This window comes from Niallia sp. FSL W8-0635 (assembly GCF_038007965.1).
GTDB lineage: Bacteria > Bacillota > Bacilli > Bacillales > Cytobacillaceae > Niallia.
The window spans coordinates 2,731,454-2,756,903 of the sequence record NZ_JBBOYD010000001.1; the positions used below are offsets into that span (position 1 = coordinate 2,731,454).

A 25,450-nucleotide genomic window follows, 5' to 3' on the forward strand; every position below is an offset into this window, starting at 1 on the left:
TCAGACACAAATCTCCGTGTCACCCTTGTAATGTTATCTTCATTATAAATCAATATAACGCTTTATAAGCCATGTTCTGTTCCTCTGTACTCATACGACTTTAATATCTCGTACAAAGGCGGTAATCATCTATCTACAGAAAATTATTTCTGTCCTTCTCATCCGTTCATTTCCTCAGAGAAAGTTCCCCTACCATAATTTGGGTTTCTCGCTCGTGGGGTTTACCTCGTTCCACCCTTCTCATTTCTGACAAGGCTACGTCACTGTGGCACTTTCAAGGTATTCATACCATATCCAGAAGACTTAGGTATTTTCCCTGCCGTCAGCATATACATACTGCCCTAGCTTATTTTTTGACTAGGCACGAACACTACAAGCATCTCAGCCTGTGCGAGCATGGACTTTCCTCTACAAACAAAGTTTGCAGCGATTACCAAAGCGTTTTATTGATACAATAGCTATTATAGTTGTTTTACCTATGTATTGCAATGGTTATTATAGGTAATTCTTATCGTCTATCTTGTTTTAGATGGATAAAAGTGACGATCAATCGTATAACTTACTCCCAAACACATGCTTTTCTAAATTAGATAATCTTTTTAAAATATCAAAATTAGTAGTTCCAGCGGTAGTAGGAGCCGGCTGCCTGCGACTTGCTTCCTCCGCTTGCTTTTTCAAACGTAAATTCTCTTGTTGTAATTCTTCAATTTCTTGATGCAATGTTTCATAATCTTTAATTATTAAATCCAAAAATTTATCTACTTCTTCTGGTTTATACCCTCTTACACTTGTTTTAAATTCTTTTTCCAAAATATCTTTTGCTGTTAATTTCATTTTATCTGATAGCATTTATCGCTCACCTCAGTCGATTACCGTTTATCTCCATTATTTTTTCAAATATACACCATTTTGTCAATAAATCTATTAAAACTCTTCATTAAACTTTACTTCTTCCACGATATCCTGTAAATCTGAAAATTGAATTTTACGAATATCATATGTGTTTTGTTGCTGATACATTTGAGCAAGTTCATACAAATACTTTGGACTGCCGGGATTCTCTTCATCATAAAAAAGGAGAAGTGCATCACTTTTCTTTAGTAAAAATACATTTTTATCTTTTAATTGTTGCGGACTTTCATATGGCTTTTTTGAAACCGAATCAACAAAGTCAGCCTGCATGATTATTTCTTCATACCATTCTTGATTTGCTTCTTTCCAATTCTTTTCCTGTTCGAGAAATGGAGTAATTACTCCTAGTTTTAAGTCTGGATATTCTTCCATTTGTAAATCAAATACCACTTCAGCAGCCCATAATTCTGTTCCAAGCTGACCACTGATTAATACCCACTCCAGTCCTTCTTCTAGCATTATCTCCAGGTTTTTTCTTAACGCTAATTTTATGTATTCTACTGCTGGTTCTTCTCGCTTAAATATTCCAATCTCAAAAGGCTTATAGCCAGAAATGACGGCTATTTTCATAATAGTATAAGAAACTCCTTCATATTAAACGTTATTACTTTAAAATATATCATAAATATACTAACCTATAAAGAATAAACGCTTTAAAAATGATGATAAGTATTCATTTTCACAAGCTAGTCTTTCTTTACAATCCAAGTATATGTTTAGTATTCGATAAAATGAGCAAAAATAATCGTTTCAGAATTTTTTTTATTTCGTTGTTCTCCATTTTTTCTAGTCCAAGTGTATAAATGTCATGTAAGTGCCCCTTTTTCAAAAAAAACAAGGATCTCTTAACACGGATCCTTGTTTCACCTTTTACTTATCTTCTTCTGAACGGAAACGCACCAGGCATTCCAGGTTGAGCTGGGAACATTTGCCCAGTTGCTGTAAATGGAGTTCCTCCAGTTGTTGGAAAAGCAGGAGCTGTAGGTGCTACAGGAGCTGTTGGAAATGGAGCTGGAGCTGGACCCATATTAGCTTGCGTATTCGTTACCACAGTCTCAGAAGATTGAGTGTGTGGGAAAAAATGTTGATGCTCATAATTCACATGATTAACTGTAGTAGTATGTGTTGGGTGAATATGAGGAACAATATTATTAGAGAAAGTGTTATTCACACAACATTTAGTTGGATGAACTACTGCCGGTAAAATGTTATTAGGTTTACAATGCATAAGAAAATCTCCTCTCAAAAATTAGTTATCTTACAGTAACAATTTATGTAGAAAGGGATAATCTTGTACTAATACAAACACCTATTTTGCATGGAATTTACCTGGTATTTATAAAAAATGCTAAATTCACAATCAAAACTAAAGGATATGCATGAATTAAAAGATATTATAAATGTGCGTAAAAACTGTCTTTTAGGGTTGTGAATAAAACAATTGTTAAACAAATAAGAACAAAAAACATACACATAACTACTTTATACAAGTTCGTTCACTCCAAATTAGTATTTCATTTATCCTATTGGTATTTCTATGAAATAGTTTTATCACTGTTCTTTACAAAAAATGAGTAACATCTAGAAACTAGCCTTTAGTATAAATAAACTATTTACTATTTTAATAGGGAACGGTCATACAAACAACTAGGTTATTGATGGAATAATAGATTTATTTTTAATGGTATGCAATTTTCTTTCAAGTCGATTACGTCTTTTTTGTAGCTCTTCGTTCACTTTCTCTAATTCGTGCTGGTTGTTTACTAGTTTTTGTGCTCTTTCCGTATAGCTTAATGCTATTTGAAGATTTTTCTCTTTATGCTCAGCAAGTTTTGCAAGTTCAATTAATGATTGTAAAACAATTGATAGTTTTGTCTCCTTAGTATATGTTTGAACAATTTTTCTCCAAAGCTCCCCAGCATCCTCAAACTGCTTCTCTCTTTTATACTCTTTCGCTAATAAAAAGGCTGCCTCTAAAACTTCTTCTTTATTTTGCTCCTTAATACTCTGTAAATTTTGCTTTGCAATCTCAGTCTGACCAATAACAGCGTACCATTTTCCAACTTCTAAGGCCTCTTTGGCGCTAATTTTTTGATCTTTTCTTAATAATTGGTAGCTTAAATGAGTATATAAAGTAATAAGAGAAAGGATATCTATTTCATTATGCTTTAAAATACCAAGCATTCCTTCTGGATTCTTTCGTTCAACAAAATCAAAATAAATCATAGGTGCTAGAAATCCAGGGATGTCATCCTCCCGCTTTACGCCAAGGATTTCTTCCTCCACTATAGACAATTTTGTTCTATCTAATCGATGTTTCCACATTCGTCGAGCCCCGTGATATAAATCAAAATGACCAAATTCAGGTAGCTTTGGTACATGCTCCTTTATTAGCGTATGTCTTGTTTTTACCTGCGGCCAATCAAAAGCCTTGCCGTTATATGTTACTAGTGTCCTATAGTCTACATTTTCTAGAAAACTATTAAACAAAGGTACTTCTGCTCCAGGATGTGGCAAGATATGCTGTTTCAATACAATCTCATCCTCTAATAATTGTGCATATCCAAGGATAAAAATTGTATTTCCTGCTCCGCCCCCAAGCCCAGTTGTTTCCGTATCAAAGAAGAAAAGGTCCTTTGCTTGGTGTCCTCTCGCTGAAAGAGTATGATGATAATCTACTTTATTCCATTCATCCACAATATGAGTAAACTCCCGAAACGAATAATTACCATGTTTATAGTCAAGGGAATATCGCACTTCGCGAATCAAGCAATATTCCTCATCTAACCAATAAGGTTGGACATTTTCTTGCTCCCATTGTTTGGTATAAGGAATACTTTTCCCCTTTTCCTCGTTATTTTTCACAAGGGGAGTTTGTTCTTCTTTTTTTATATGAGACTTCATTCTACTTAATTTATTTTTAATCGACATATTAATCCCCTTAACTGGAAAAACCACTATCCTCCAAGAGTGAGAGGATTTTAATTACATCCCGTTTACTGTTATTTGAATGACTCTCTGTTCCTATACAAGAAGGACAACCATACTCACAAGCACAATTTTTCACCATTTTTTTCGCTTCCTTTAAGACAACTGGCATTTCTTCGTATATTTTTTTACTTAAGCCTATTCCACCAGGATATTGATCATAAAAGAAAATAGTTGCTTTCTCATTATGTTCCGCTTTTACTTGCGGAACTACATGTAAGTCAGATGGATCTGCCATTACAAGAAGTGGTGCAATATGTTTTAATGCATGCGCAGCACCTATTAACCCTTGTTCAGTTTGCTCTTGTTCCCATGCTAATTTCTCTTGTTGAAAAGATATCCACGCGGCATTTGTATGAAGCTCTTCTTCAGGTAATGCAATGGGCCCAGAACCAATATTCTCATGTGTCTCAAATTTGATTTTTTTAAAAATTGTGCTCATCGCTATAATACTAACATCGCCAAAGCCAGTTTCTGCTTTAGAATAATTATTCCGATTATCCTCTTCCAAAACCTTTAAGGAAACTGCTAAATTGGCATCTGTATAATAGTCGACACTGACTTCGCGAACATATGCTTTTTTCTCTTCCCAATCAAGCTTCTCTACTTGATATTGAATTCCTTGGTGCATGTAAATTGCTTCTTCGTGTAACAATGTCATTGCAGAAAAACGGTCACTTTCTCCGATTACTCTGCTTTTGCTTACATCAGAAATATCAATAATGACTATATTTTCTTGGGAAGCAGAACGAAGGCTTATATTATGGGCTGGAAAAGAATCGTTCATCCAATACCATTTATCCCCATTTTGAAAAAGAATCCTCTCTTCTGATAGAAACTCCAGTATTTCAGTAATTTCACAATTTCCAAATGTATCTCCTTCTTTAAAAGGAAGCTCATAAGCAGCACATTTCATATGATCAATCAAGATGATAAGATTATCAGGGTTAATTCTCGCTGTTTCAGGATTTCTACTAAAAAAATAGTCTGGATTCGCCACCATATACTGATCAAGAGGACTAGAGCTTGCAACCATAATAACTAGTGATTCATCATGTCGACGACCAGCTCGTCCCGCCTGTTGCCATGAGCTTGCAATGGTACCAGGATACCCTGTCATCACACAAGCTTGAAGTTGTCCAATGTCAACACCTAGTTCTAATGCATTGGTGCTAACAACCCCATAAATATTCCCATGTCTTAAACCTTGCTCAATTTCTCTTCTTTCAGTTGGCAAATATCCTCCTCGATAACCACGGATAGATTTTGGACCAAGCTGAAATTTAACAAGTTCTTGTAAATACGTTAATAGTATCTCCACTCTCACTCGACTTTTGGCAAAGACGATTGTTTGAATTTTATTTTTAAGTAATTCCCCTGCGATTTGCCGTACTTCTAAAGTAGCGCTTCTTCTAATATTTAATGGAATGTTAACAATTGGCGGATTGTAAAACACGAAATGTTTCTTCCCGCTTGGAGCACCATTATTGTCTATGAGGCTAACTCGCTCTTCTGTTAAATTTTCTGCTAATTCCTTTGGATTTGCAATTGTAGCTGATGTACAAATAAAGATAGGATTACTGCCATAGAAGGAACATATACGCTTTAATCTTCGAATGACATTTGCTACATGACTCCCAAAAACCCCTCTGTAAATATGCAATTCATCAATAATGACATACTTCAAGTTTTCAAATAAAGATACCCACTTCGTATGATGTGGCAAAATAGCAGAATGAAGCATGTCTGGATTTGTTATGACGATATGCCCTGCTTTTCGAACCTTCTGTCTAATGGACGCTGGTGTATCTCCGTCATATGTATAGCTATTTATCTGTAATTCTGCGCTTTCAATTAACTCATTTAACTCACTTTTTTGATCCTGTGCAAGTGCTTTTGTCGGGAACATATATAACGCTCTTGCGTTTTTATTCTCAGCGATAGACTGGATTACAGGTAGATTATAGCAGAGTGTTTTTCCAGAAGCAGTCGGCGTAACAGCAACAATACTTTTCCCTTCCCGAATCGCTTGATAAGATGAGTATTGATGTGTATATAAACCAGTAATTCCCCGTTTTTGTAAGGCATCTTTTAAATTTGGCAATAAATCATCCGGAAGAGGAACTGAATTAGCTTCCTTCGCTTCAATCGTATGCCAATATGAAATTCTTTCTTTATAATCTTCCTTTGTTTTTAATTCTTTTATAATGTCTTGAAGGTTTTTTCGTACTTTCATTTTGTTTCACCTCTATTATTTCTATTTTACCGAATAGACGTTCGATTTAAAAGAGGTTTTAAAAAGAAAAAAGCAACCATTATTTGTTATTTTTTCTCTATAAAGGAGCAAATTGCTTCCGCTAACCTTTTGGGATCTTCCTGCATACTCATATGTCCTGTTTCTAATCTGATTTCTGTAATATATGGACTTGAAGCAGATGCAACACGATCTATTGAAACCACTTTATCTTTTGTTCCTTTTAACAATAAAACAGGTATCTTTGCTTTTTCTACAACATAATTTCTATCTGGTCTTTTTCTCATAGCTGCCTGTGTCTCCATTGCTGCTATAGGGTTGGTACCATAACCAATCCTTTTTGCCTTTTCCACTTCCGTTGGTAATGCTGTCAAGGATTCATCTGAAAAGAGATTAGGAATAAGACCATCTACGAATTCCTCTATTCCAAGATCTTGAATTTTTCGAATAGCGTTTAATCTTCCTTCTTTTCCTTCCTCTGTATCAGAAAATGCAGTTGAATGAATTAAACCAAATCCCTTTAAGCTATCTTCAAAAAGGTCCGCAAATGCCAATGTTACATATCCGCCAAGTGAGTGTCCAAACATATATACTTTATCAATTCCTAGTGCACCTAATAACAGCTTGATATCCTTTGCTAAATCTTCAATCTCGAATGGTTCTCCATTATATGCTGAGTCTCCATGACCGCGTAGGTCCACTGCTAAAACACGAAATTTCTCAGCAAGCAACGGAATAATATATTCCCAATAATCTACACTCCCACAAAAACCATGTATTAATACCAAGGGATCCCCTTGCCCTTGTTCTGTATAAAATAGCTGTTCCTTACCAACTGTGACTTTTGTCATCTTCCTTAACTTCCTTTCTTCCTCGTTTAATTAAATATAGCACTTTTATTTAATGCAGATAAAGAGAAACTATGCATTACTTTTTGCATTTATTATTTAGGCTGTTTTCTAAAAGATTGTTGCTTTCTCAATAGAAAAAATCAATTAATGAGGAAATTTGAGCAGCCTGAATACACGTGGATGGGATTAGCGAGACAGGTGAGACCCCGGAGGCGAAGCTGAGGAGGCTCACCGCTCGCCCCATGGAAAGCGAAGTGTATTCAGGTGCGGGTCATAGCAACAAACTTTACGAAAACAGCTATTATTTAAGAATAAATAGCAAACAACCAAACACCAATCGTATTTATTAGGCATAGTATAAGTAGAAAAGAGCCTATACATTTGTAATTTTTCTTCCCAAATCGAAATAAGAAGAAAATACTTGCTGCGCTTATGTTCATGTTTTATGTAAGGAGTGATTTAGTATGTCTTCAAACTTTCCAATCGACCCAAACAAAAAGGAGAAACCCCCTCAAGTTTTTAACGGATTCATGCGTTCCATGAATCAGTTTTTTCAAGAAAAGCCAGTAAAAAATTTCCTTCAACAAATGGATGAATTTTTTAGCAATCCATTTCCTAACATGGCTTTTCCAGTTAGTGTAAATGAAACGGAAAGTGCAACAATTATTAAAGCGGAATTACCTGGCATTAATAAAGAACAAATTCAGCTAGACATTTTTGACCACCATTTAACAATAAGTGTAAACCATCAGGAAATCATTACAGAAGAGAATACGCAAGCAAAAACATTTCATACAAGTCAGACGTTAAAAAAGAGCAGCAGAACTATTGGATTCCCCCACCCTATTGACGAAAAAAAGATTAAAGCATCTTATCAAAATGGATTGCTTATAATTAAAGTTCCAAAACCAAAAAGCAAAAAAATATTGATTGAAGACCATAATGCATAAAATCAAATAGAGTAAATACTTTAGTAACTGCACATATTAATAGTGGATGTTAAAGGAATTCACTCTCCTTTCCTTATAGTAAGAAGGAGAGATTCCTTTTATATCCATAATTTCTTCTAATCTTACTTCCTGAGGTGATAAGATGAGTTATAAAGATCAGTTAGATTCTCATTCTGCGCTTTTTCATCACAATTGGACGAGACCAAAACGTTCTAAATCCCAAGTAAATGGGCATACGCAAATGTCTCAAAACAATATCATTCTAAGAAGTAATGCAAAAGCACACCGCTGGTAAGTAGAGTAAAAGGAAATGGAGGCTGTCGCTTGACAGCCTCCTCTATTATTAGCTTAAACCTTAAAAATTCCCCCGACTCCTTTTACTAAACCTGTAACCTGATTCATCGCGTTCATCATCATTCCAGCTGTATCCATCATTTTGTTAAAATCTAATGAACCATCTTGTGATTTAAAAGAATTCATAATACTTTTCACATTCCCTTGTTTTTTAGGAATAAATGACTGCTTTGGGTATGGATTCATAAAACCATGATTTTGATTCATATAATTTTGCGAGTAATTGTTCATTTCTGTATTCTCCATATAATGCAAGGGATTTTGGAAAATATCTTGGGTGCTACTTTTATACGCATTTTGCGGATGATAATAACTTGCTTGATTATTGGGATAAGTCGCTTGCATCGGCATATGATAGAAGTTCTGTCCATTCATCCCTGCCCCATTCCATTGATTTTGGTTCATATATGGATAATATTGTCTGTTATCACTTTGCATATATGGTGGAGTATAAGCGTTCAGATAAGACGCATTTCTTATTTGTTGATTAGATGCTCTATACATGAATTTCTATCCTCCCACGTTAAGATATCCTTCTCTACTATATGATGATAATGCCTATATCGTGCATTAATTAGCAAAAATCAATTGATTATAAAGGGAAGTATTTAAACATGGAGGAAGCATTTCTCTGTTATCTTCTTCTTTGATTTTTCATTAAAATGCAAAAAAAAAAGAGAATTTTCATCTCCCTTTTTACTATTTCCCTATTATTTTTCCTCTTTAAGAGCATCAAGTAATGTTTGTAAAATATACTTCACTGATTTTGCTGAATCGAGAAAACGTTTCTTACTTGTTTGTGTAAAAAACGCTTGGATTGAAATTATTTCTATATGATCAGAGGCAGTATCAATTTGAATCGAATTCAAATAATCAGGTTTTGCTTCTCGTACCCACGCTTTGGCCAAGTCCTTCCATTCGTCATTTCGCTGCTTGATTTGATTCGCAAACGGGCGAACAACTTCATAAAAATCTTCATTCACTCCCGATTCCTTTACTTTATAAAACGTATCTACCGCATAGTCGACTGACTCTAAAAGCTTCTCTGTATGTTCCATCAATAGATGATTTCCCGTCAATTTTGCCACTCCATTTACCTAATATCGTTAATCCATTTATTTTAACGATTTATTTAACTAAGTTCAAGTAAAGAGACCGTTGTATTGGATAAGTCGCAACATCGGTAGAAACACCTAATTGGCTTACTGAGTCTTTTTTCTCAAGAATAGCCATTCCATTTTCTATTTCATTTAAAGAATCGATATGATCTTTTATAAACTGCATATTTTGATTTTTCGATTTTACAAGTGTTGCATCTAATACATTTAACTCTTCTTGGATTTCTTCTAACATAATCAATAACTTTTCTTTTGTATAAGTAATTTCCATGCAAATCCCTCCAAGCTAATTTTTATATATACTCTTTCTCTCTTTTTTTTCACTATCCTTCACAGCTGACAAAACTAGAAGAGATTCGCCAAAGAAAGTATATTTTCTTATTGCTCGTTTAAATTTCGACAAAAACAACAGTAAAATGAGCTAAATCCATTTATTTTCCTGATAAATAAGCTTATGTAATTGTTGCTGTTTTTTCTTATACCAATCTGTAAGAAGAAAAGGTTCACTATGTTCCTCCATTACTCTCCAGCTTTTCTTTATTTTCTTTTTATACCAATCGTCTTTCTTCCACACACTGTGATTTACAACCGGATAGACAGATCGCAGTATAGGTGTTGTATTGGATAGTTTTGGGTATATATACTTTTCATAATCATGTCTTGAACCTGTGTGTTCTATTTTTCTTGCAAAAAGATAGAAGTCTTGATATAAATTAGGTTTATATAATAGGCTTGCTAATGTATTTCCTAGCTTAATTCGCTCGTTAAGAGAAGTGAAGTTAGAAACACTGGCACCATAAAGTTCTCCATGCAAGGTTGGAAATAGGACTGCATTAAAGTGGAGTATATCTTGAAAGAGATAAGGTAGATAATGAAAAACGCTATGCTTAATTCTTCCATTTTTAATTACTGGCTTTTGAATAACATTTTGTTCGTTAATTATTAAACTATTCATTAATCTTTGCTTATCTTTGTACTTCCAAAATGCTAACCATTCTTCTTCCATGAAAGAGGAAACCTGAAAAAATTTTAATAAATGAAACATTGGAGCGTTTATTTTCGTCGAATATTCATAGAGTAATAATTGGGGATATGCATCCTTAAATATTAGCCAATTTGCTTTCTCATAGGTTAAGTATATTTGCTGCCTTTTTTCTATACTAACTACTAGGGGAAGCCATGCTCCACTTAAGTCACACATATTCCAACCAGCATTACGTGAGACCTGGCTCGCCAGAAATGCCCATTGGATTTCTTGATTTTTGGTATAATAACAGAGATAGGCTTTAGTTCTGGATATATTGTCTAAGTTGCACTTATCGGTAATAAGACTTATTCTATTTATAAGTTTCTCTTCATCTAATGGAGAAAAATATGATTTTTTACCTATCAAAATGTTCACCTCTTATGAACGCTTTATGGTATTATTGTTTGTTGATTGCAATAAGTTATACTTTAAAAGAATCTTTGTGAGGTGAAAAAATGAAGATTCATTATCCAAATGGAAAGAGATATACTCCAGAAAAAAATGTAAAGACAAAGCCGCTGAAGAAAGTTAGTTATAGTAACCGGGGTATGACTCTAGAGGATGATCTGAATGAAACAAATAAATATTATTTAGAATTTGGTAAGGCCGTAATACATAAGAAGCCGACACCCGTTCAAATCGTTCAAGTCGATTATCCGAAAAGAAGTGCTGCAGTCATTAAAGAAGCCTATTTTAAACAAGCTTCTACAACAGACTATAACGGTGTTTATAAAGGGAAATATATTGATTTTGAAGCGAAAGAAACGAAGCATACTACTTCTTTTCCGCTAAATAACTTCCATGAACACCAAATCAAACATATGCGGATGGTATGTGAACAACAAGGAATTTGCTTTGTCATTATCTCCTTCTCTGAAACAAATGAAATATTCTATCTAGATGCAGAAAAACTCTTTATGTTTTGGGAAAGAATGATAAATGGCGGAAGAAAATCGATTACGAAACAAGAATTAGCTATAAATGGGCATTCTATTAACTTAGGCTATCACCCACGAATTGACTATATTCAAGTAATCGATAGGATTTATAAGTTCAACTAATTCCTTTTGTTTTTCAAAGAAAGGTAGGAATATTAATGACAGATAAATATCAAACGCGAGAGGAGCGCCGTAAGCAACTCGAAGCCTCCAAGAAAAATGCTCCTAAAAAAGCAAAGAAAAAAAGTGGCATGAGTTTGTTTAAGCGCGTTCTGCTTATTTTATTAACAATCGGTATTATTGGAATTATTGCAGGTGGAGTAACATTTGCGATCATGGTAAAAGACGCACCAGAATTGAATCCAGAGACATTAAAGGATCCAATTTCTTCTACTATTTATGATAAGAATAATGATGAGATCGCTAAAGTAGGTGCTGTAAATCGGGACTATGTAAATTATGAGGATATACCAGATTTAGTAAAAGATGCATTTATCGCAACAGAAGATTCTCGTTTCTTTAAGCATCATGGAATTGATCCTATTCGCTTAGGCGGAGCAGTTATTGCAAACTTTAGAGATGGTTTTGGTTCAGAAGGAGCAAGTACCATTACGCAGCAAGTAGTGAAAAACTTTTTCTTTAACCAACCACAAAAAACATTAAATCGTAAAGCCCAAGAAGCTTGGCTTGCTCTTGAGTTAGAGCGCAAGTACTCAAAAGAAGAAATCTTTGAGATGTATGTGAATAAAATCTTTATGTCTGAAAATATGAGTGGCGTCAAGACTGCTGCAAGAGTTTATTTCGATAAAAGCCTAGACGAATTAACTTTACCAGAAGCAGCCCTTCTTGCAGGGATGCCACAGGCTCCAAATGCCTATAATCCATTTAATAATCCAGAAAGAGCGGAGAAAAGACGTAACATAGTGTTATCACTAATGCATCAACATGGATATATTTCAAAGGCTGAAATGGAAGAAGCCCAAAAGACATCTGTTGAAGATACATTAGTTGCAAAAGAGGATCGCGTGAAAAACGATCTGCCATACGATCCATTTATAAAACAAGTTATTGCCGAAATTGAGAAAAAATATCCAGATGTTAATGTATTTACAGATGGGTTAGAAATTTATACTACAATGGATAAAGATGCACAAAAGTATGTAGAAGAATTAATGTATCAAGGGGAAATTGTCAAATTCCCAAATGAAGATTTCCAAGCTGGTATTACCCTTTTAGATACGAAAACTGGTGGTATCTTAGCATTAGGTGGGGATCGTGATCCAGAGGTGAAGCTAGGTACGAACTATGCTACGGATGTACCAAGACAACCAGGATCCACTATTAAGCCAATTTTAGACTATGGACCAGCTGTTGAATACTTGAAATGGGGAAGTTATCAAACATTAGTAGATGAACCAACAACCTATAATGATGTAAATAAAACACCTATCAATAACTTTGATAATCGTTTTCTAGGATCGATGACGATGAGGGAAGCTCTAGCACGTTCTAGAAATATTCCTGCTCTAAAGGCATTCCGAGCTGCAGGTGCAGAAAATGCTCAAGAATTTGCAGTAAACCTTGGTATACCTTTAGATGATATCCAAGAATCCTATTCAATCGGAGGACTAAGAGATGGGATAACCTCCCTTCAACTTGCCGGTGCATATAGTGCTTTTGGAAATGAAGGAGTATATAATGAGCCCCATGCTGTTCGTTCCTTCAAATTAAAAGATGGAACAAAAATTAACATGGAGCCAAAATCAAAAGTTGTCATGCAAGATTACACTGCTTTTATCATTTCTGATATGTTAAAGACTGTTGTAAGTGGACCTAACGGAACTGGAGCACTTGCAAATGTACCTGGATTACCGATTGCAGGTAAAACAGGAACAACAAACTATTCGAAAGATGATCGTGAGAAATTTAATATCCCTAACGATGGTCGAGTGCCTGATGCATGGTTTGCTGGATATACGACCAACTATACCATGGCCGTTTGGACTGGATATAAAGATCGAAAAAATGGTTTATTAGCAAATGGGTATGATCAAAAAGTCGCTCAGCATATTTTTAAAGCAGTAATGGGCCATATTTCTGAAGATGTAGAGACAGCTGATTTCAAGCAGCCAGATAGCGTCGAAACGATAAAAATAGAAAAAGGTACTTATCCAGCCCGATTAGCTAGCTCCTATACACCAAGCAGTCAAATCCTTACGGAATTCGCTGTTAAGGGGAATATTTTGAATGAAGTATCTCAGAAATACAATAAACCTGATGCCCCAACTGGCGTCAAAGCAAGTTACAACGAACATAGTGATGAAATTGAATTATCATGGGGATATGGTGATAAAAAAGGTATTAAGTTTGACGTAGGTGTAAGTGTCGATGGTGGAGCTAGTGAACAATTAACGGTAACTTCGGATACTAGTTTAAAAATCGCAAAACCAACACCAGGTAGCACGTATACCTTTACCATAATAGCTATTAAAGATGATCAGGAAAGTGACCCAGCATCTGGTAGTATTTCTGTACCAGATATAATCGAAGAGCAACCTCCAGGGAATCCAAATGAAACGATAGATGATGAAGAGGAACAAGAGGATTCGGATAATGAAAACTCAGAGGATAATCAGAATGATGAGGACAATGGGGACTCTGACAATAATGGTGAAAATAACAACAACGGAAATAATAATGAGAATGGCGAAAACAATGGCACGAACAACGATAACGGAAATAATGGTAACATCAATGGTCAAAACAATAATCCAAACTCAAATGATACCAGTCAAAATAGAGAAAGTGGCCGGAATCGAAATGATTCCCCATAACTAAATTGATAAAAAGAAGAGGACAATTCCTACGGAAAAGTCCTCTTCTTTTTTCTACTCTTTTCGATTTGATTTTATCAATTTTATCGCAAATTGTTTTTCTAACTCTTTAAAGAGCTCATCCAATTGTTTATAGGAATGATACCCATTCAATCTTTTTAAAATAAATTGGAGTCGATCCTCTATATTAAACGGCTTAATTTCGAGACTTTTGTCTACCAATCCGTCTTTTAACATTACTGGTTTTTCATTTATCCAATATAAGCATTCTAAGAAATATTCCATGCCCAATGTTAATCCATTTTGAAGATTTGGCGTATCTCTTTGCCTAACAAATTGCTGTAATTCTTCTCTTAGCTGTTTCCACTCCTGTATTACCTTATTGACACAGTCTTTTAAGTTTTCTTTATTCCACGGCTGAAATGTATTCTTGTTATGATAGTAGTTTGCTTCATGCAAGAATGCCGGTTTTATTATAAAGCTCTCAGTCATTATACAAGGAAACTGCTTTATAACTGGAAAAGGACCATATAGAAGCTCTAAAGGTGTATTTAGCTGTTCTTTATCCATCAAACTACACCTTTAACTTTCATTCTTTTTTTTCCTTCTCGACATAAGGCAAGAAGCGGACAAGTTTCGCATTGTGGGTTCTGAGCTTTACAATGATATCGTCCAAAAAAGATCATGCGGTGGTGCGTTACAGACCATTCGTCCTTCGGAACTTTTTTCATTAACGTTTTTTCTACTTCCAAAACAGAATCTTTCCATCGGCAAATCCCTAATCGCTTACTTACTCTTTCGACATGTGTATCAACAGCAATTGCTGGTATATTATAAGCAACTGAAACAACAACATTAGCCGTTTTTCTTCCGACACCTGGCAAATTAATCAATTCATCCCGATCCATTGGTATTTCACCATTATATTTTTCTAAAACCATTTGACATAGCTTTTGAATATTTTTTGCCTTATTACGGAAAAGACCGATAGACCGAATATCATTCTGCAATTCTTCTAATGATACACTTAAGTAGTCTTCAGGGGTTTTATACTTTTGAAATAAGCCTTTTGTCACCTTATTAACAAGTGCATCGGTACATTGTGCAGATAGAGAAACAGCTATAACTAATTCAAATGGATTAGAATGAACTAATTCACAATGTGCCTCTGGAAACATTTCTCCCATTGTATCTAGACAATATCTAATTTCATCTTTTTTTAACATGTAATCCTCCAAAATGAATAAACTATCTAATCTATAAAAAAAAGGGTCATCTTAAGAATAAAATGGACATTCCTTCCTAATCTGAACCATTATATTCTTATGACAATCCAAGCTTTGTGAATTTATTACATATCAATAACTTTAAATAAAGTAGTTGATAACACTAGACTGAAACTTGATTACTAACAGATAATGTAGAATTACTCATCTATTTTGTACTTTATTGATCCAACCAATTATAAAACGGCACTGCTTTCTTGTTGGTTGTTTCTTCTCTCTGCTCCACTTTGTATGCAGTATTCTGATGTTGTCTAAACTTTTTCCCATGACTTTTTGCTTGTTCGATCGTCTTTATTCCATTCTTCTTCCATTCAAACAAAATTCGATCTATATAACGAAAATTTAATTTACCTGAAATAACTGCTTCTCTCAATGCCGCTTTAATAATAACTATTTCATGCTGATCGTCATCGACCCACATATTGAGCGTTTCTATTTCAAACGGAGATAATGGTCGTCCAAATTCACGTTCAAAGCAAGTATATAAATCAGTTTCTTCTTTTTCGCTTAAAGCTTCTTCTTCTTTTTTATTATTTAATAAAAATTGCTCGATTAATTTATTCCAAAGTGGCTCTAAAGAATATCGCTCAAACCGAATTCCTGTATCACTATTACCTTCTATTATTTCAATAAATCCTTTTCTAATTAACTGGCTCAATATTTCACGACAATCCATTATATCTAAAGTCATTTGAGCAGCAATTTCTGTAGGGGTTGGAAAGTCATTACCTTTTTCTAAATAGTAATGTACCTGCAGTAGAAGAACTAATTCTTTTTCATTTAATTTTAAATGTTTGTAATGTGTTAGAAGTGTGGATGGTATATTTATATTGCCTTCTTGCAACCATTTTAATAAAATTGTTTGATTCATAAGGACACCTCTAATCAAGTATATCATGTTGGCCATAAGCATGAAATAATGAAAATCAACCAAAGCTAGCAATAGTTAACAAATGGCTGTTTTCAAAAGTTTGTTGTATAACCCACAGACTGAATACCCTCTTCCTTTCCATCGAGCGAGCGCCGAGAAGCTTCGTCCTTCGTCGATCCCGCGCAGGGGTTCTCGAACTTTTTCACAGCTCTACGTGTATGAAGACTGCACCATATTCCTAACAAAAAGAAGAAGGGAGAAAATTAGGACTGTTCCCAAGGTGAAACCTCACATGAAATATTGACATGAGGTTAACCTTAGACAAACTTCCCCTATTTTCTACCCTACTTATTAATCAAGGATATAGACGATTTAATAATCTTGGGAATGGAATTGTTTCACGAACATGCTCTACTCCTGTAATCCAAGCTACTGTTCTTTCTAATCCAAGACCAAAACCAGAATGTGGAACTGATCCATATTGTCTTAACTCTAAATACCATTTATATGTTTCTGGATCTAATTGATGTTCTTCTACACGCTTACTTAAAAGATCCATATCATGAATACGCTCAGATCCTCCAATAATTTCTCCATAGCCTTCTGGCGCAATTAAATCTGCACAAAGAACTACATCTTCTCTTTCTGGATGTGGTTGCATATAGAAAGGCTTAATTTTTGTTGGATAATGGGTAATAAACACAGGTTTATCAAAACTTTCAGCGATTGCTGTTTCATGTGGAGAACCAAAGTCATCTCCCCACTCAATATCATCAAAACCTTTTTCATGTAAGAAGGTTATTGCGTCATCATAACTAATTCTTGGGAATGGAGCTGTAATCTTTTCTAATTTAGAAACATCTCTTCCAAGTGTTTTAAGCTCTAGCTGACAGTTTTTCAAGACGGATTGCACAACATAGGATACGTATTGTTCTTGCACCTCTAAATTTTCTTCAAACTCCACGAACGCCATCTCAGGCTCAATCATCCAAAACTCAATTAAATGACGTCTTGTTTTTGATTTTTCAGCACGGAATGTTGGTCCAAAGGAGAATACCTTTCCTAATGCCATCGCTGCAGCTTCCATATAAAGTTGTCCGCTTTGTGATAGATACGCATCTTCATCAAAGTATTTTGTAGCAAATAGTTCGGTAGTGCCTTCTGGAGCACTCCCTGTTAAAATCGGTGGATCTACCTTTGAAAATCCGTTTTCATTGAAAAATTCATAGGTAGCACGAATAATTTCATTTCTTACTTTCATCACTGCATGCTGACGTTTTGAACGTAACCATAAGTGGCGATTATCCATTAAGAATTCTGTTCCATGTTCTTTTGGCGTAATCGGATAATCCGTGGAAGCATGAATCAATTCTACATTTGATACAAGTAATTCATATCCAAATGGAGAACGTTCATCCTTTTGAACTGTACCAGTAACATATACAGACGATTCCTGTGTAATTGCTTTCGCTGTTTGAAATACTTCTTCTTCTACATCACTTTTAACAATTACTCCTTGTACAAATCCTGATCCATCACGAAGCTGTAAAAAGGCAATTTTTCCACTAGAGCGCTTGTTGGCAATCCACGCACCAACTTTAACCTCTTTATCAACATATTTGGGTAACTCGGCAATAGTTGCTTTAATCACAATTAACTCCTCCAAAAACAAATAAATATATGTACTTAAATAGAGACTGCGGTATTCTTCACACATGAAGTATATTAATTAAACCGCTTCTTCCTACCGATATAGACGACATAGTAGAAATGGTACTAGTTAAGAAAAAAATATTCTACCAAAACATTATACCTTTACATCTTAAGACAATCAACACTATCGATCATTCTATAGTCAACTATCTTGTGTTCTAATGCTTTAAGTAAAATTGCTATCGTTCAAAAACAAGAAAGAAAAAGAGAGAATGCCAAAAAGATAGATTATCCTTGTTGACATACTCTTCTATAAGAACACATCTTATTTGTTAACGACCATTTTCTTTTCCACGAACTGTCCAATTCTAGTTACAGCATCTTCTAGCTTTTCAAGCGATGTTGCATAAGATAGACGAATATAGCTGTCTGCTCCAAATCCGGAACCTGGTACAACAGCTACTAATGCTTCTTCTAACAATCCATTAGCAAAGTCATCTACTGAATTATATCCTGTTAATTCTACAGCCTTTTGTACATTTGGAAAAAGATAAAATGCCCCTTTAGGCTTTAAACAAGAAAAACCAGGAATTTCATTTAATTTTTCATGAATGATATCTAATCGCTTATTAAATGCTTGGCGCATTTCTTCTACCGAATCTTGAGGACCGGAATATGCCTCAATCGTCGCATACTGTGATGGCGTTGTTGGATTGGAAGTACTATGACTTGCAAGATTTGTCATCGCCGTTATTATTTCTTTCGAACCCGCAGCATATCCAATTCTCCAGCCAGTCATAGAGTGAGATTTTGATACACCATTTATAATAATTGTCGCTTCTTTAAGGGCAGGCGATAATGAAGCAATCGAAACATGCTGACTATCTCCGTAAACTAATTTTTCATAAATTTCATCTGAAATAATTAAGATATTATGTTCTAAGCAAATGTCACCTATTGCCTGTAATTCTTCTTGCGTATAAATCATTCCTGTTGGATTGCTTGGGGAATTGATAATGACTGCTTTCGTTTTGGAAGTTATTGCACCTTTTAATTGTTCTGGAGTAATTTTAAATTCATTCGATTCAAAACCTTCTACAAAAACAGGCTCTCCTTCTGCAAGCTTCACTTGTTCTGGATAACTGACCCAATATGGAGTAGGAATAATTACTTCGTCCCCTTTATCCAAAATAACCTGGAATAAAGTATATAACCCATGTTTCGCACCATTAGTGACGATAATTTGATTTGTTTCATAATCTAAGTGCTGATCTTTCTTTAATTTCGCTGCTATTTCTTTTTTCAGTGTTAGTAATCCGGAAGCAGGTGTGTATTTTGTGTGTCCTTCATTCATGCTCTTGACAGCAGCGTCAATTATATTTTGAGGAGTGTTAAAATCAGGCTCTCCTGCTCCTAAACCAATCACATCATGGCCAGCTGCTCTTAATTCAGCAGCTTTTGCAGTAATGGCAAGCGTTGTGGATGGTGTTAATGCGTTAACTCTTTGTGCTAATTGAATTTCCATTTCTATTTACCACTCCTATCGGTTAATAATTTTCAATTGTTAACAGGATTTCTCCTGTTTCAAAATCTATCCAATGGTAGTTTAAAGAATCCTTATCTGTATGAGAATAAATCTCCCAGACAGGTAATCCATCATACATTCCTAGTCTGACAGCATTAATTTTCTCTGGTGATTGCTTCGATAATAATATATTAAGCGCTTCTTGTTTGGTCAGCCCATCTTTTTTCGTTCTTTGCGTAACTTGATGGTTATCTTCATTTATCCAAACAATAATATCTTCATTATTATCATTTTTTCCTTCTAAAATATAATAGGATTCCTTCCCATTATATAATTGAAAGCTGTCCATTTTTTTCATTTCCGTTTCTTTCTTAGCGATTGTTTCTGCTATCTCTCTTGCAGATTTAACAGGCTTCATAGCTTGTACATATGCATTAATACTTACACCTAATCCAATAAGAAAAACAACAATAATAATCCAAATCCATTTTTTCATCCTTAACATCACTTCTTTAAAACAATATTTTGTACATACGTTATTATAACAGTATTTATAAATAGAAAGAAATTATTTTATATAATAATTCGTTGTTTTTTGTCGAGCTATCAACACTAATTTAAACTTTTCCTCAGGCAATCAAAAAAACGAGGCTATTTTCTAACTATTTTAGAAAACAGCCTTTCTATATAACGATTTATTTCAGCCAGTTTTCAATAAATTTAACCATTTGCTCACTATTTTGCTGTTTAATCGGTACAGCGGGAATGGACTGTAGAAATGTCTCTCCATAAGATGTTGTAACAATTCGGCGGTCAAAAACAATAATAAATCCCTTATCCTCTTCAGAACGAATCAATCTACCAAACCCTTGTTTAAAACGCAAGACAGCTTCAGGAAGGCTATTTTCAAGAAACGGGTTTCCTCCGTTGTTTTTAATTTCCTCGTTTTTTGCTTCAGTTAGGGGATCTTCTGGTGAGGAAAACGGCAGCCTTACAATAACTAAGCAAGTTAAATCCTCTCCTGGAATATCAATACCTTCCCAAAAACTATTTGTTCCTAATAATATTGCTTTATCATATCGTTGAAAATTACGAGTTAATCTCATCCTGCTTCCATTTGTAATGCCTTGTGCCAGAATTGCGTATTCTTCTAAACAGCCACTTTCTTTCATATAATCATATGTTTTTTTCAGCATATCATTTGCAGTAAAGAGTATAAGCATTCTTCCTTTTGTTACTTGAGCGATTTTGATTATTTGTTCTCCAATTGTAGATACATACTCATTTAATGATACCGAATTAATCTCTGGAACATCTGTTGGTATAAGTAATTGAACCTGTTGATTATAGTCAAATGGGGAATCAATTTGAACTTCAAGTTGGTTTTTTCCAAGTCCTAAAACTTTTACATAGTATTCAAATGAATTATTCACGGTTATTGTAGCTGATGTAAAGACAACACTTTTTTTCTTATCAAAAAAGATATGTTGTAATGTTTCTGCTACAGAAGAAGGCTGTGTGTATAAAACGGCATTATTAGGAAAATTCTTTCCATCCGCTTCTAACCATGCAATATCGCTTCCCTCTCGTAAAAATATCTCCCTTAATTGATTTATATATACTTGCCAATCATTTAAAATGGACTCGATTCTCTCCACTACAAGCATTTGGGATGAGGTAAACTTCCTGTCTTGTTCTTTTAACCTAGAAACTCTTTGTAAAAGAACTTCTCTTCCATCCTTCCAAAGAAAAATAATTCGTTCCGCAACACTTTTAACAGCATTCCAATCTCCCATACCATCATTCTTAATTCGATAGCTTCCTTTACTATCTCTTCTTGGTTGATTTGTCTTTTTCACATAGCGAAGTACTGCTCGAAAAAGCTCATCCAGTTCTACATGTAACGCTACAATAAATTGATTAAACTCCAATTTTTGTGCAGGATTGGAATCCCCTATCATATTTTCCAAATGATACATCAGTTGCTTTTGTTCAGTTGTACCAATAGCATTAATGCTTAATCGCACAGCAATATAGGAAAAGCGGAAGCCAAAATGCTTTGTCGCCGTTTTTTCAAAATGATGTCCTTCATCTATAATGACATATTCGTATGAAGGCAATAACTGTTGCTCAGCAGTAAGGTCTTTTACAAGCAATGCATGATTTGTAATAATCATATTTGCTTTCTGTGCTGCATTACGAGTCCTTCTATAAAAATCTTTCTGTGCCCATTCTTTTGAAATAGGTAGCGAAAAATTCCCATCATTCTTTATTTTTTCCCAATAATTAACTCCGCCACTTGTTAAATTCAGTTCATCTTTATCTCCTGTTTCTGTTTCCGTTAACCAGATTAAAATTTGCATTTTTGTCAGAACAATATCATAATTGTCTTCCTGCTCATTTAAAGAAACTTCAAATTTATCTAAACTAATATAATGATTTCTCCCTTTTAATAGCGTATAAGTAATGGGAAAAGGTAGAATGCTTTTAAGCAAAGGCAAATCCTTATGAAAAAGTTGTTCTTGTAATTGGGTTGTAAATGTACTAATAATTACTTGCTGCTTATTCTCAATTGAAAAATAAGCAGCCGGAACTAAATAACCAAGCGACTTCCCAACACCAGTTCCTGCTTCTATAAGTCCGTGCATTTCATCCGAAAAAGCCTGATGCACTGACTTCATCATTTCTAATTGTCCTTCTCTTCTCTGATAAAAAGAAAAAGTATCTTTCATTTGCTTTTCTATTAGATCTACATTAAAAGAAACCGAAGAATCTTTTCCTTGATTAGCACCTAAACCACTAGGCAAACGTTTAATCGTTAACCCTCGGTATACCTCCCATTTATCAGGAATATACTCCACTTTGGATTGTTTTTCTTGTATGAGACTTTCTATATATATATCTAAATCGCTTTTTAACGATGAACTTAAAAATTCTAATTGCTTCGTTGTTACTTGAGGCAAAGCGTTTAGCTTCTCTAACAAAAGTAGCAATAGTTCTGCTGTAACATAAGCATCGCTATCAGCTTGATGTGGTCTGCTATGGACAATCCCTTCTTGTGCTGCAAGATCTGTTAATTTATAACTGTCTGCTGTAGGATATAATATTCTCGCTAATTCTACTGTATCAAGAATCGGTCCATAAAATTTTCTAAATCCAGCCTGTTCCAACTCTTCATTTAAAAAGGAAAGATCAAATAATACATTATGGGCTACAAAATATGCATCCTCCAATAAAGAAACAATTTTATCTCCAATTTCATCAAAAATAGGAGCAGATTCAACCATTTCGTCCGTTATTCCAGTTAATTCTTCAATAAACGGTGAGATTGGCTGAAGAGGATTTAGCAAGGAGGAATATTCCTCTACTATCTTCCCATTTTCAATAACAACCGCTGCAAATTGAATAATTCGATCCCCTTTTCTCGGAGAATTACCGTTTGTCTCCAAATCAACTACTACAAATTTGTTACTCATTACGTCCACCTCAAACTTTCAGTCATTCAAACGGTATCATAAAAATGAAAAAAGGGAAAGATGTTAGTTCTTTATTAATGGTATTCTTTTATACTTTATGTAGTCAAAATAATAAAATACAATTTCACTCGCTATTCATTGCAATAAATATGCCCAGACGCGTAAATTTCATTACATGAATTGTTCATGAATTCGTCATCCCACAAAAAAACCCTACTCTATTGAATAGGGCGGAATACATGATTCTTTACATTATCTATAATAACATTTCCCTATTACAGCACGGTCTTCTCTGGTTCTTGATGAAGAATCGTTGCAACGCGATTATATTCGTCCATTATCGCAACTTTAGGCTGATGATGGAGCAACTCCTCATTTGAAACATAGCAATAAGAAATAATAATAACGATGTCGCCTACTTGCACAAGTCTTGCAGCTGCGCCGTTTAAACAAATAGTTCCTGTTCCTCGTTCGCCCGGAATAATATAAGTTTCTAATCTTGCTCCATTATTATTATTAACAATTTGGACTTTTTCATTAGCTACCATCCCAACAGCATCTAATATATCTTCATCTATCGTTATACTGCCAACATAGTTTAAATTCGCTTCCGTTACAGTTGCTCGATGGATTTTTCCATTCATCATTACTCGAAACATAAGGTTAACCCTCCATGATATAAATATGCTTATCTAGGCGTATTTTCTAACTCAAAGATAATATTATCAATTAATCTTGCCTTACCAAATTGGACTGCAGTCGCAATAATAATTTCTCCTGTTAACTCCTTTACCATCTCTAATCGGGGATAGGTAAGTATCTCAAAGTAGTCAACCTTTCCACTTGATTCCCTTTCTATTAAGTCCATCACTTGTTTCTTCAATAATTCCAAATTATCTTGCCCTTTTATTAATTCAGCTCTTGCTAGGCTTAAGGATTTATAGAGAATACCAGCTTCTTGTCTTTCTGTTGGCGTCAGGCGAATATTTCTAGAGCTCTTCGCTAAACCATCCTCTTCTCTTACAGTATTAACATCAACTAGATTAATAGGAAAATGAAAGTCTTGAATTAACCCATCCACTACTGCCACTTGTTGGGCATCTTTCTTGCCAAAATACACATTTGTTGGCTGTACTAAATGAAACAGTTTCGTTAGAACCGTAGCGACCCCGTCAAAATGTCCAGGCCTTGAACGACCACATAAACAATTCGTACGTCGCCCCACTTTTACCGTAACAGACATTTGTTCAGGGTACATTTCTTCAACAGTAGGATGGAATAAATAATCTACCTCTTCTTCAATTGCAACCTGTTTATCGCGCTCAAAGTCTCTTGGATAGGATTCTAAATCTTCATTTGGTCCAAATTGAAGTGGATTAACGAATATGCTCATAATAACAATTTCATTTTGCTCTCTCGCCTCTTTTAGCAATGCTCGATGTCCTTCATGAAGATAGCCCATCGTTGGAACAAAGCCAATAGTTAGTTGATCCTTTCTTAGTCGAGTCGATATTTCCTGTAATTGCTGTGGATTAGATACTATTTTCATTAGCTTTTTCCTCCATACAAACTTTTCACTTCATCTGCTTTCATCTGAAAACTATGTTTTATTTCAGGAAATGCTCCAATCCTTACTTCAGAAATATATTGATCTAACGCAAGAGATATCGCTTCGTTCACATTCGCATATTGCTTAACAAATTTTGCAACACGATCCACTCCGTACGTGATAATATCATGATAAACAAGAACTTGGCCATCTGTATCACTTCCTGCCCCAATGCCAATTGTCGGGATGGCTAATCTATCACTTACTTCTTTTGCGACTTGCATCGGAACACATTCTAATACAACAGCAAATGCACCTGCCGCTTGGCATTTTAATGCGTTTTCAACAAGAAGTTTCGCTTCTTCCGAACTTTTCCCTTGTACTTTATATCCACCTAATACACCCACTGATTGAGGTGTTAAGCCTAAATGTGCCATTACAGGTATTCCTGCATTTGTTAGTAATTTTATTTGCTCGATAACCTCATCCGCTCCCTCTACTTTCACAGCGTTCGCCCCAGTCTCTTGGATTAAGCGAGTTGCATGAAGAAGGGTGTCACGACTTGATAAATGGTAGCTCATAAACGGCATATCAATTACGATAAACGTATCCTTTGCACCACGTTTTACCGCTTTTCCATGATGAATCATATCCTCCATTGTTACTGGCACTGTTGATTCGTAACCAAGCACCACCATGCCTAAGGAATCCCCTACCAATATTAAATCGGTACCTGCTTGTTCCACTGATTTAGCAGAAGGATAATCATATGCTGTAATCATCGTAATCTTCTCAGCCTTCTGCTTCATTTTGATAAAATCTGTTGTAGTTTTCACTCTTTTTTCCTCCTTAATAGGAAGAGGG

Annotated in this window: 24 protein-coding genes and 1 other RNA gene; 4 read left to right on the forward strand and 21 right to left on the reverse strand. The window is 34.8% G+C overall.

The window, feature by feature from the left end; translation table 11 throughout:
* Positions 1 to 60: 60 nt before the first annotated feature.
* The 7 genes from rnpB to NYE52_RS13180 form a co-directional block, all read right to left on the reverse strand.
* Positions 61 to 442: RNase P RNA component class B (gene rnpB / locus NYE52_RS13150), an RNA gene on the reverse strand.
* A 104-nt stretch (positions 443 to 546) separates the two neighbouring features.
* On the reverse strand, positions 547 to 849 hold the full coding sequence (gpsB, locus tag NYE52_RS13155; RefSeq protein WP_016203089.1) for a cell division regulator GpsB: 303 nt from the start codon (positions 847 to 849) through the stop codon (positions 547 to 549).
* 75 nt (positions 850 to 924) lie between these two features.
* Positions 925 to 1,482, reverse strand: coding sequence for a DUF1273 domain-containing protein (locus NYE52_RS13160; protein ID WP_341193479.1), 558 nt, complete (start codon positions 1,480 to 1,482; stop codon positions 925 to 927).
* A 304-nt stretch (positions 1,483 to 1,786) separates the two neighbouring features.
* Positions 1,787 to 2,140, reverse strand: a complete 354-nt coding sequence (locus NYE52_RS13165; RefSeq protein WP_341193480.1) for a CotD family spore coat protein — start codon at positions 2,138 to 2,140, stop codon at positions 1,787 to 1,789.
* A 419-nt stretch (positions 2,141 to 2,559) separates the two neighbouring features.
* Complete coding sequence (locus NYE52_RS13170) at positions 2,560 to 3,843, reverse strand: ribonuclease H-like domain-containing protein (protein WP_341193481.1); 1,284 nt, start codon at positions 3,841 to 3,843, stop codon at positions 2,560 to 2,562.
* Positions 3,844 to 3,853: 10 nt separating this feature from the next.
* The gene (locus tag NYE52_RS13175; protein WP_341193482.1) at positions 3,854 to 6,136 is read right to left on the reverse strand and encodes a DEAD/DEAH box helicase; all 2,283 of its coding nucleotides are present in this window, start codon (positions 6,134 to 6,136) and stop codon (positions 3,854 to 3,856) included.
* A gap of 86 nt (positions 6,137 to 6,222) precedes the next feature.
* On the reverse strand, positions 6,223 to 7,005 hold the full coding sequence (locus tag NYE52_RS13180; protein ID WP_341193483.1) for an alpha/beta fold hydrolase: 783 nt from the start codon (positions 7,003 to 7,005) through the stop codon (positions 6,223 to 6,225).
* A 464-nt stretch (positions 7,006 to 7,469) separates the two neighbouring features.
* Here NYE52_RS13180 and NYE52_RS13185 point away from each other — a divergent pair, with 464 nt between their 5' ends.
* The gene (locus NYE52_RS13185; RefSeq protein WP_341193484.1) at positions 7,470 to 7,955 is read left to right on the forward strand and encodes an Hsp20/alpha crystallin family protein; all 486 of its coding nucleotides are present in this window, start codon (positions 7,470 to 7,472) and stop codon (positions 7,953 to 7,955) included.
* Between the two features lie 142 nt (positions 7,956 to 8,097).
* Complete coding sequence (locus tag NYE52_RS13190; RefSeq protein WP_065429091.1) at positions 8,098 to 8,250, forward strand: YpzG family protein; 153 nt, start codon at positions 8,098 to 8,100, stop codon at positions 8,248 to 8,250.
* Positions 8,251 to 8,303: 53 nt separating this feature from the next.
* Here NYE52_RS13190 and NYE52_RS13195 read toward each other — a convergent pair whose 3' ends face one another.
* The 4 genes from NYE52_RS13195 to NYE52_RS13210 form a co-directional block, all read right to left on the reverse strand.
* Entirely contained in the window at positions 8,304 to 8,813 is a 510-nt protein-coding gene (locus NYE52_RS13195) for a YppG family protein (RefSeq protein ID WP_341193485.1), read from the reverse strand.
* Positions 8,814 to 9,019: 206 nt separating this feature from the next.
* Positions 9,020 to 9,388, reverse strand: a complete 369-nt coding sequence (locus NYE52_RS13200) for a YppE family protein (protein ID WP_341193486.1) — start codon at positions 9,386 to 9,388, stop codon at positions 9,020 to 9,022.
* 49 nt (positions 9,389 to 9,437) lie between these two features.
* Positions 9,438 to 9,698 carry a hypothetical protein gene (locus NYE52_RS13205; protein ID WP_341193487.1) on the reverse strand — a complete coding sequence of 87 codons (261 nt, stop codon included), beginning with the start codon at positions 9,696 to 9,698 and terminating at the stop codon, positions 9,438 to 9,440.
* A 150-nt stretch (positions 9,699 to 9,848) separates the two neighbouring features.
* Positions 9,849 to 10,829 carry a DUF2515 family protein gene (locus tag NYE52_RS13210; RefSeq protein ID WP_445669113.1) on the reverse strand — a complete coding sequence of 327 codons (981 nt, stop codon included), beginning with the start codon at positions 10,827 to 10,829 and terminating at the stop codon, positions 9,849 to 9,851.
* A gap of 80 nt (positions 10,830 to 10,909) precedes the next feature.
* On the opposite strand from NYE52_RS13210, the gene recU reads away from it, so the two are divergent.
* Both recU and NYE52_RS13220 read left to right on the forward strand, forming a co-directional pair.
* Positions 10,910 to 11,515, forward strand: a complete 606-nt coding sequence (recU, locus tag NYE52_RS13215) for a Holliday junction resolvase RecU (protein ID WP_341193489.1) — start codon at positions 10,910 to 10,912, stop codon at positions 11,513 to 11,515.
* Between the two features lie 35 nt (positions 11,516 to 11,550).
* Positions 11,551 to 14,226: a PBP1A family penicillin-binding protein gene (locus NYE52_RS13220; RefSeq protein ID WP_341193490.1), complete on the forward strand. Its 2,676-nt coding sequence runs from the start codon at positions 11,551 to 11,553 to the stop codon at positions 14,224 to 14,226.
* 54 nt (positions 14,227 to 14,280) lie between these two features.
* Here NYE52_RS13220 and NYE52_RS13225 read toward each other — a convergent pair whose 3' ends face one another.
* The 10 genes from NYE52_RS13225 to panB form a co-directional block, all read right to left on the reverse strand.
* Positions 14,281 to 14,796 (reverse strand): YpoC family protein, encoded by a 516-nt coding sequence (locus NYE52_RS13225; protein ID WP_341193491.1) that lies wholly within the window; start codon positions 14,794 to 14,796, stop codon positions 14,281 to 14,283.
* Positions 14,796 to 15,452: an endonuclease III gene (gene nth / locus NYE52_RS13230; RefSeq protein ID WP_341193492.1), complete on the reverse strand. Its 657-nt coding sequence runs from the start codon at positions 15,450 to 15,452 to the stop codon at positions 14,796 to 14,798. The genes NYE52_RS13225 and nth overlap by 1 nt, the downstream gene beginning before the upstream one ends.
* A gap of 220 nt (positions 15,453 to 15,672) precedes the next feature.
* Entirely contained in the window at positions 15,673 to 16,383 is a 711-nt protein-coding gene (locus NYE52_RS13235) for a DnaD domain-containing protein (protein WP_341193493.1), read from the reverse strand.
* A 355-nt stretch (positions 16,384 to 16,738) separates the two neighbouring features.
* Entirely contained in the window at positions 16,739 to 18,034 is a 1,296-nt protein-coding gene (gene asnS / locus NYE52_RS13240) for an asparagine--tRNA ligase (RefSeq protein WP_341193494.1), read from the reverse strand.
* A gap of 327 nt (positions 18,035 to 18,361) precedes the next feature.
* On the reverse strand, positions 18,362 to 19,561 hold the full coding sequence (locus tag NYE52_RS13245) for a pyridoxal phosphate-dependent aminotransferase (RefSeq protein ID WP_341193495.1): 1,200 nt from the start codon (positions 19,559 to 19,561) through the stop codon (positions 18,362 to 18,364).
* 22 nt (positions 19,562 to 19,583) lie between these two features.
* On the reverse strand, positions 19,584 to 20,057 hold the full coding sequence (locus tag NYE52_RS13250; protein WP_341193496.1) for a cell wall elongation regulator TseB-like domain-containing protein: 474 nt from the start codon (positions 20,055 to 20,057) through the stop codon (positions 19,584 to 19,586).
* Between the two features lie 199 nt (positions 20,058 to 20,256).
* A complete protein-coding gene (gene dinG / locus NYE52_RS13255) occupies positions 20,257 to 23,037 on the reverse strand; it encodes an ATP-dependent DNA helicase DinG (RefSeq protein ID WP_341193497.1) in 2,781 nt (926 codons plus the stop codon).
* A gap of 275 nt (positions 23,038 to 23,312) precedes the next feature.
* Positions 23,313 to 23,696 (reverse strand): aspartate 1-decarboxylase, encoded by a 384-nt coding sequence (gene panD / locus NYE52_RS13260; RefSeq protein ID WP_341193498.1) that lies wholly within the window; start codon positions 23,694 to 23,696, stop codon positions 23,313 to 23,315.
* A gap of 29 nt (positions 23,697 to 23,725) precedes the next feature.
* Positions 23,726 to 24,586, reverse strand: a complete 861-nt coding sequence (gene panC / locus NYE52_RS13265; RefSeq protein ID WP_341193499.1) for a pantoate--beta-alanine ligase — start codon at positions 24,584 to 24,586, stop codon at positions 23,726 to 23,728.
* On the reverse strand, positions 24,586 to 25,422 hold the full coding sequence (panB, locus tag NYE52_RS13270; RefSeq protein ID WP_341193500.1) for a 3-methyl-2-oxobutanoate hydroxymethyltransferase: 837 nt from the start codon (positions 25,420 to 25,422) through the stop codon (positions 24,586 to 24,588). The genes panC and panB overlap by 1 nt, the downstream gene beginning before the upstream one ends.
* Positions 25,423 to 25,450 lie beyond the last annotated feature (28 nt).

Bases quoted from the DNA above. Each gene is read 5' to 3' on its own strand.
- gpsB (WP_016203089.1), bottom strand. From the start codon at position 849: ATGCTATCAGATAAAATGAAATTAACAGCAAAAGATATTTTGGAAAAA.
- NYE52_RS13160 (WP_341193479.1), bottom strand. From the start codon at position 1,482: ATGAAAATAGCCGTCATTTCTGGCTATAAGCCTTTTGAGATTGGAATA.
- NYE52_RS13165 (WP_341193480.1), bottom strand. From the start codon at position 2,140: ATGCATTGTAAACCTAATAACATTTTACCGGCAGTAGTTCATCCAACT.
- NYE52_RS13170 (WP_341193481.1), bottom strand. From the start codon at position 3,843: ATGTCGATTAAAAATAAATTAAGTAGAATGAAGTCTCATATAAAAAAA.
- NYE52_RS13175 (WP_341193482.1), bottom strand. From the start codon at position 6,136: ATGAAAGTACGAAAAAACCTTCAAGACATTATAAAAGAATTAAAAACA.
- NYE52_RS13180 (WP_341193483.1), bottom strand. From the start codon at position 7,005: ATGACAAAAGTCACAGTTGGTAAGGAACAGCTATTTTATACAGAACAA.
- NYE52_RS13185 (WP_341193484.1), top strand. From the start codon at position 7,470: ATGTCTTCAAACTTTCCAATCGACCCAAACAAAAAGGAGAAACCCCCT.
- NYE52_RS13190 (WP_065429091.1), top strand. From the start codon at position 8,098: ATGAGTTATAAAGATCAGTTAGATTCTCATTCTGCGCTTTTTCATCAC.
- NYE52_RS13195 (WP_341193485.1), bottom strand. From the start codon at position 8,813: ATGTATAGAGCATCTAATCAACAAATAAGAAATGCGTCTTATCTGAAC.
- NYE52_RS13205 (WP_341193487.1), bottom strand. From the start codon at position 9,698: ATGGAAATTACTTATACAAAAGAAAAGTTATTGATTATGTTAGAAGAA.
- recU (WP_341193489.1), top strand. From the start codon at position 10,910: ATGAAGATTCATTATCCAAATGGAAAGAGATATACTCCAGAAAAAAAT.
- NYE52_RS13220 (WP_341193490.1), top strand. From the start codon at position 11,551: ATGACAGATAAATATCAAACGCGAGAGGAGCGCCGTAAGCAACTCGAA.
- NYE52_RS13225 (WP_341193491.1), bottom strand. From the start codon at position 14,796: ATGGATAAAGAACAGCTAAATACACCTTTAGAGCTTCTATATGGTCCT.
- nth (WP_341193492.1), bottom strand. From the start codon at position 15,452: ATGTTAAAAAAAGATGAAATTAGATATTGTCTAGATACAATGGGAGAA.
- NYE52_RS13235 (WP_341193493.1), bottom strand. From the start codon at position 16,383: ATGAATCAAACAATTTTATTAAAATGGTTGCAAGAAGGCAATATAAAT.
- NYE52_RS13245 (WP_341193495.1), bottom strand. From the start codon at position 19,561: ATGGAAATTCAATTAGCACAAAGAGTTAACGCATTAACACCATCCACA.
- NYE52_RS13250 (WP_341193496.1), bottom strand. From the start codon at position 20,057: ATGAAAAAATGGATTTGGATTATTATTGTTGTTTTTCTTATTGGATTA.
- dinG (WP_341193497.1), bottom strand. From the start codon at position 23,037: ATGAGTAACAAATTTGTAGTAGTTGATTTGGAGACAAACGGTAATTCT.
- panD (WP_341193498.1), bottom strand. From the start codon at position 23,696: ATGTTTCGAGTAATGATGAATGGAAAAATCCATCGAGCAACTGTAACG.
- panC (WP_341193499.1), bottom strand. From the start codon at position 24,586: ATGAAAATAGTATCTAATCCACAGCAATTACAGGAAATATCGACTCGA.